We start from the raw sequence: 6,394 nt of genomic DNA on the forward strand, positions 1-6,394 counted from the left end.
TCCTGTCAGGTCATGACACTGCCACCGTTCACGCCGAAGCATTGACCGGTGATGAAATTGCTCTGCGGGCCTGCGAGATAGCAGGCCATCGCGGCGATATCTTCGGGCTGACCGAACCGGGCGAGCGGCGTCGCCATGTCGATTGCCAGCTGTTCGGGGCTCATCGAGGCGGGGCTCGTCATATCGGTCTCGATCGAGCCCGGCGCGATGGCGTTGACGAGGATCTTCGGCGCCAGCTCGCGCGCCAGCGTCCGGGTCAGCGCGATGATCGCGCCTTTCGAGGCGGTATAGGCGGACATTTCCTCGCGACCCAGAAAGCCCAGATCGCTCGCGATATTGATGATCCGGCCGTCCTCGGTACGGCGCACGAAGGCGCGCGACGCAAGGAAAGTGCCGCGCAGGTTCACCGCGATCACCCGGTCGAATTCGTCGATCTTCGTCTCGGAAATCGGGCTTTCGCGCAGGATGCCCGCGTTGTTCACGAGGATGTCGATCCGCCCGAAGCGGGACATGACGGCGTCGAACATCCCCTCGACCTGCGCCTCGTCGGCGACATCGGCGGGCAGGGATTCCGCCTCGGTCAGCTTTTGAAGCTCGGCCAGCGTGTCGTGCGCCTGCGCGTCGTCGGGATGACAAAAGGCGACTTTCGCGCCCTGTTCGGCCAGCGCGAGCGCTATGGCGCGCCCGATCCCGCGCGAGCCGCCGGTGACCAGCGCGACTTTTCCCTGAAGGCTCATGACATTACCTCGCCGCGGTCGACGTTGAGCGCCTGACCGGTGATGTTCGCGCCCGCGTCGGACGCGAGAAACATGTAAGGATCGGCCATATCGGCGGGCACCATCAGCCCGTCGATCGCCTGCGCGGCCATGATCTCGGCTTCGACCTCGGCCTCGCTGCGCCCGCTGGATTCCGCCAGTTCCCGCAGCGAATTTGCCGCCGGGCCGGTTTTCACCCAGCCGGGGCAGATCGCGTTGACGCGGATGCCGCGGGGGCCCAGTTCCTGCGCCCATGTCCGGGTCAGGCCCAGAAGCGCGTGTTTGCTCGCGACATAGGCCGAGAAGCCCGGCACGGCGGTGCGCGCCCAGATCGAGGCGGTGTTCAGGATGCGCCCGCCCTCGGGGATGCGCGAGATCAGCGCGTCGGTCACGTTCTGCGTGCCGGTGATGTTGATCGCCACGATCCGCTCGAAGGTCGCGTTGCCCAACGGGTTCGCACCGTTGAGCGGGGTGGGGCGTTCGAGGCCTGCATTGTTCACCAGCACATCGACGCGTTCGATATCGGCCAGCACCTCGGTCACCATCGCGGCGTCTGCGATGTCGCAGCGGATCGCGCGGACCTTGCCGGGCAGGCTTTCGGCGGCGTCATAGATAGTCTCGGTCTCGGACAGGATGATCAGATCGGCGCCGGCGCGCGCGAAGCCTTCGGCAATGCCATAGCCGATCCCGCTCGAAGCGCCGGTGAGCAGAACGGTCTTGCCGGTGAAGTCGAATGTCACGCTCATTCCTTGCCGCGTCCTTCCTCTCGCATCAGCCGCATCAGATGGGCCTCCAGATCGGAGTAGCCGTCGAGTTTCACGGCCCTTTCCTTGTCGGCGATGCGGGTGCCTTTCTTGAATTCCGGCACGATCACCTCTTTCACGCGGCCCGGATGGCTCGAGAGAAAAACGATCTTGTCGGCGAGGAAGATCGCCTCCTCCAGATCGTGGGTGACGATCACCATCGTCGTGTTGGTCTTCTCGGCGACGTCGATCATCAGCTCCTGCATAAGCCAGCGGGTCTCGGCATCGAGCGCGCCGAAGGGCTCGTCCATCAGCAGCACTTCCGGGTCGTTGGCCAGCGTGCGCGCGATCGCCACGCGCTGGCGCATCCCGCCCGAGAGCTGCGACGGGTAGGCCTCGGCGAATTTCCCGAGCCCTACGAGATTGATGAAGCGTTCCGCGCGTTCGCGGCGCTCGGCGGCCGGGACGCCGTTGATCTGCATCCCGAACTCGACATTCTTGCGCACCGTCAGCCAGTCGAAGGAGGTATAGGCCTGAAAGACCATGCCCCGGTCGCGGCCCGGTCCCTCGACGCGGCGACCGCCGATGACGATCTCGCCGCCGCTCGGGGTCTCAAGCCCTGCGATCATGCGCAGGATAGTCGATTTCCCACAGCCCGACGGGCCGAGCAGGACACAGATCGAGTTGCGTTCGACTGTGAAGCCCGCGCCCTCGACGGCGACCAGCTTACGCCCGCCCGAGAGCTCGAATTCCTTCGAGATCTCGCGGATTTCCAATGCGGTTTCGGCACTCATGGTCTCGCCTTTCTCAGATAGGGGAAGGCCCAGCGGTGCAGGGCGGAGAAAGTGAGGTCGAAGAGCAGCCCCAGCACGCCGATCACGACGATCCCCGACAGGATTTCATCGGTGTTCAGGAAGCGTCGCGCGCGCATCATCATCGCGCCGATACCGGTGGTGGAGGCGACGATCTCGGCGATCACCAGATAGGTCCACGTCATCGCCAGCATCTGGCGCATCGCGGTGACGATATCGGGCAGCACGGCGGGGAAGATCACCCGGGCCACGACCTTGTGGCGCGGTGCGCCCAGCGTCAGGGCGGTCTCGACCAGTTCCTCGCGCACATTCTTGGTGTGGTCCATGATCAGGGTGATCAGGAAGAAGATCACGCCGAGGAACAGCAGCGCCAGTTTCGGCGCCTCGCCGGTCCCGAACCACATCAGCAGGATCGGGATGAAGGACGGCGCGGGGAGGTAGCGCCAAGCCGAGACGAAGGGGGCGAAGAAAGCCTCGATCGCGGGGAAGGAGCCCATCATCACGCCCAGCGGCACCGCCACGGCACTTGCCAGCGCGAAGGCGATCAGCACGCGGCTGATGGAGATCAGGACGTCGCTGCCGAACCCGCGGCTGAAGAACAGATCGAAAGTGGTCGCGAAGACCTGCTGCGGGGCGGGTACGAGAAGCGGGTTCACCAAGCCGCTGGCCGAGGCGACGATCCAGATGCCGAAGAACAGCACCCAGATGGCGAGCGCGGAAAGCAGCTTCTGACGGCGGCTCACGGGCTTGCGCAGCTGGAGAAAGGGAGTGGGTCGGGCGCTCAAGGTAGATGCTCCGGCTTGGGGGAAGGGAAGCGCCGGGGATCGGCGCTTCCCGAGGGGGGTCAGTGTGCGGTCAGGCTCTGGCGGTAACCGGCTTCGACCAGATCGCCCATCAGCGAGCAGTCGATGCCTTTCGACGCGTCGATCTTGTTTTCCATCAGACCGAGCTTGATCCACCAGTCATTGGTCATCGCGATCGAGTCGACCATCGAACCGTTGGCCATCCCGAGCGGGCCTTCGCCGTCGAGTACGCCGCACAGGCGGGCGGATTCGTCGAAATCCATCATGTAGATGCCGCCCTCGAAGGACTTGCCGTTGGTCCCGATGACGTAGCCGATATCTTCCTCGGGCCATTGCAGGAACGATGCGAGCATCTTGTTGGTCTCTTCGGTGTGCTGGTTCCAGTAGGCCAGCCCTTCCCAACGCGCTTTCAGCACAGCCAGCGCCGCCTCGCGGTCATTGGCGATGAAGTTCTTGTTCATATACAGAGCATCCATGAAGATCCCGGTCTTCAGCATCTCCGGATCGGCGGTGTTCACGATGGACCGCGCGCCGGGCTTTGCCTCCAAGACCTTGGAGATCCACGGCTCGTACATGTAGGCAGCCGACAGATCGCCCGACATCATCGGACCGACGGCTTCATCGGCATTCAGGTTCACCCACTCGACCTGATCGGGGGTGATGCCCTCGGAATCGAGCCAGATCCCCATCAGCAGCTGACCGATATAGGCCTGCGGGGCCGAGACCTTCTCGCCGGGCAGGTCGGCGGGCTCGGTCTCGGGCGCGAGGATGACGTGATCGACCCCGTAGGAGGGGTTGAGCTGGGCCACGTTCACCACATCGGTGCCGCGATCCACGACCAGCGGCGTGTAATCGGCGGTGCAGCCATAAACGTCGAGCTGACCCGCAGCGAGGGCGGCATGACCGCCCAGCGGATCCTCGAAGATCGTGATGTTCAGGTCGTAATCGGGGATCAGGTTCTTTTCCTTGGCGACTTCGAGCATGGCATAGCCCGGCCAGGAGACGCAGACCCCGACATTGACGGTTTCAGCGGCGGCAGCGGAGAGGCTGCCCGCGGAGAGGGCGACCGCGGAGGCGGCGGCGAGTTTGAGTACGGAGCGCATAAGCGGACCTCGCTGTTGGTATGGATTCTTGATCTTGTACAAAAACTTTATTCGATAAAAACTTTTATGCAATAAAAAATTGTCTTGACCAAAGATGAGCAATTGCCGAAAACTGTTCGCAACCCTAGGAGGACTTAGTGAGCAACCTGCGCGCCCAACAAAAACAAGACCGTCGCAATCGCATCGTCACATCGGCCAAAGAGCTTTTTCGCGAGAAGGGCTATGACAAGACGACGATTGAGGCGATCGCGGTGGCGGCCGGCGTCTCGGGCGTGACGGTCCATAACTACTACGGAACCAAGGCCGGGGTGCTGCTCGCGCTGGTGATCGAAAGCGACAAACAGCTGCTGGAACGGCTCGATTCGACGCTGCCCGGACCGGAGGCCGAGCTCGTCGAGCTGACGGTGGCCTTCGCGCACGAGATCATGGTTCACGCGATGCAGACGCTGGAGAAAGACATCTGGCGTCAGGTCATCGCGGCGGTGACGATCGAGGCGGGGACGCAGCTTTCCAAGGCCTATTTCAAGCTCGACGAACAGCTTGCCTCGGTGCTGGTGCGCCGGATCGAGGCGATGCAGCGGGACGGGCGGCTCAGCGCCGATCTGAACCCGCTCCATCTGGGCCGGGCGCTGTTCCAGCTGCAAAACGCCCGTTTCATCCAGTTCATTTCCACCGACGCCGCGCGCCGGGACGAGATCGAGACCTGGCTGCGCAACGATCTCGTGGCGCTGTTCTCGGTGACGCTCCCGGTGCCTGCCGATCCTTCCTGAGCGGAGAGTGACATGTTTCTCAACCCGATCACCTGGCCCGAGGGCAAGCGCAGCGCCGCCTGCGTGACCTTCGATATCGACGCGGATTCGCTGATCCGCACCGCCCGTCCCGAGGACGCCGAGCTGCGCCTGCAGCCGATCTCGATGGGCCGTTACGGGCCGACGGTCGCCGTGCCGCGCATCCTCGAGACCTATCGTCGTCTGGGCCTGACCCAGACCTTCTTCATGCCCGCCTGGGTGATGCAGAACTACCCCGAGACGGTCGAGGCGATCCTGAAAGCGGGGCACGAGATCGGGCATCATTCGTGGATGCACGAAGACCCGATGGAGCATTCCGACGAACGCGAGGCGGAGCTGTTCGAACGCGCGCTGGAGGTCCATGTCGCGATGACGGGCCGCAAGCCGCGCGGCTATCGCGCCCCGGTCTATTCCTTCACGCCTGCGATGCTCAACCGGCTGATCGAGCACGAGTTTCTCTATGACAGCTCGATGATGGCCGACGAGTTGCCCTATCTGGTCGAGACGCCGAAAGGCAGCCTGATCGAGGTCCCGCCGCATTGGGGTACTGACGATTGGCCGCCCTTCGCGCATTTCGGCGAGATCGACTACCTGATGCCGATCCGCGCGCCCTCGGACGGCATCCGTGCCTTCGCCGAGGAATTCGACGCGATGCACGAGGCGGGCGGGTTCTGGATGCCGGTTCTGCACCCGTTCCTGACGGGCCGTCTGGCGCGCTGGCGCGAGATGGAGCGTCTGCTGGAGCGCGCCGTGGAGGCGGGCGACGTCTGGTTCGCGCCGATGGAAGAGATCGCCAGCCATGCGAAATCCGGAGCGGCGACGCTGCGCCTGGAACGGATCGGGATGGAGGGGTAACGCCCGATCGGCCGGGGAAAACCGTTATCGACCTGCGAATATAGATGCACCGCGGCGCCGAAAAGCGCCGCGGTGTCTTCGTTTAGGCCTGTGAGCGCTCAGAACTTCGCGCTCAGAACTTCGCGTTGAAGGAAACCTGCAGCGCGTGGCTCTCATAGTCGCTCGAGAAGGTCCCCGAGATCCCGGCATGCACGCTGGAGGAGAACGTTCCGGTCTGGCTGAGCGGCACGTCGATCCCGACATCCGCCGTCACCCAGTTCATGTCGAAGCCGTCGACCGGGGTTGCGCTGGAGGGCAGCCCGACGAAAGCGGTCTGAACGAGCTGATCGTCGCCGCTGACCTTGTTGTACTTGATCGCACCGGACAGGGTCGGGGCCTGTGCGCTGGAAGACAGCGCATATTGGCCACGCATCCCGGCGGAGGCGACGGTCACGGTCCCGGATTGATCCCCGACGGACAGGTTCCACGCGCCCGCGCCGGTTTCGTCGAAGCCGTCCACCGAGAGGTGATACATCTCAAGTGAACCCGTCGGGCC

General features: G+C 63.9%; 8 protein-coding genes. 2 read left to right on the forward strand and 6 right to left on the reverse strand.

The genetic code is table 11. The features are described 5' to 3' along the window. Positions 1–5: 5 nt before the first annotated feature. The 5 genes from BMI87_RS19470 to BMI87_RS19490 are packed head-to-tail and all read right to left on the reverse strand — an operon-like array spanning position 6 to position 4,216. Positions 6–737: an SDR family NAD(P)-dependent oxidoreductase gene (locus BMI87_RS19470; RefSeq protein ID WP_078523167.1), complete on the reverse strand. Its 732-nt coding sequence runs from the start codon at positions 735–737 to the stop codon at positions 6–8. Further along, positions 734–1,501 (reverse strand): SDR family NAD(P)-dependent oxidoreductase, encoded by a 768-nt coding sequence (locus BMI87_RS19475; RefSeq protein WP_210402497.1) that lies wholly within the window; start codon positions 1,499–1,501, stop codon positions 734–736. Before BMI87_RS19475 ends, BMI87_RS19470 begins: the two co-directional genes overlap by 4 nt. Continuing rightward, positions 1,498–2,292 (reverse strand): ABC transporter ATP-binding protein, encoded by a 795-nt coding sequence (locus BMI87_RS19480; protein WP_078523168.1) that lies wholly within the window; start codon positions 2,290–2,292, stop codon positions 1,498–1,500. The genes BMI87_RS19475 and BMI87_RS19480 overlap by 4 nt, the downstream gene beginning before the upstream one ends. After that, a complete protein-coding gene (locus BMI87_RS19485) occupies positions 2,289–3,095 on the reverse strand; it encodes an ABC transporter permease (protein ID WP_078523169.1) in 807 nt (268 codons plus the stop codon). Before BMI87_RS19485 ends, BMI87_RS19480 begins: the two co-directional genes overlap by 4 nt. Before the next feature lie 59 nt (positions 3,096–3,154). After that, on the reverse strand, positions 3,155–4,216 hold the full coding sequence (locus BMI87_RS19490; protein ID WP_078523170.1) for an ABC transporter substrate-binding protein: 1,062 nt from the start codon (positions 4,214–4,216) through the stop codon (positions 3,155–3,157). Positions 4,217–4,353: 137 nt separating this feature from the next. Here BMI87_RS19490 and BMI87_RS19495 point away from each other — a divergent pair, with 137 nt between their 5' ends. Then, positions 4,354–4,986: a TetR/AcrR family transcriptional regulator gene (locus tag BMI87_RS19495; protein WP_078523171.1), complete on the forward strand. Its 633-nt coding sequence runs from the start codon at positions 4,354–4,356 to the stop codon at positions 4,984–4,986. 12 nt (positions 4,987–4,998) lie between these two features. Further along, positions 4,999–5,859: a polysaccharide deacetylase gene (locus tag BMI87_RS19500; protein WP_078523172.1), complete on the forward strand. Its 861-nt coding sequence runs from the start codon at positions 4,999–5,001 to the stop codon at positions 5,857–5,859. Positions 5,860–5,971: 112 nt separating this feature from the next. Here the strand turns inward: BMI87_RS19500 and BMI87_RS19505 are convergent. Further along, positions 5,972–6,394, reverse strand: a 423-nt coding sequence (locus tag BMI87_RS19505; RefSeq protein WP_146681685.1) for an autotransporter outer membrane beta-barrel domain-containing protein, incomplete at its 5' end; no start/stop codon positions are given.

The organism is Thioclava sp. F28-4, assembly GCF_002020045.1.
Lineage (GTDB): Bacteria > Pseudomonadota > Alphaproteobacteria > Rhodobacterales > Rhodobacteraceae > Thioclava > Thioclava sediminum.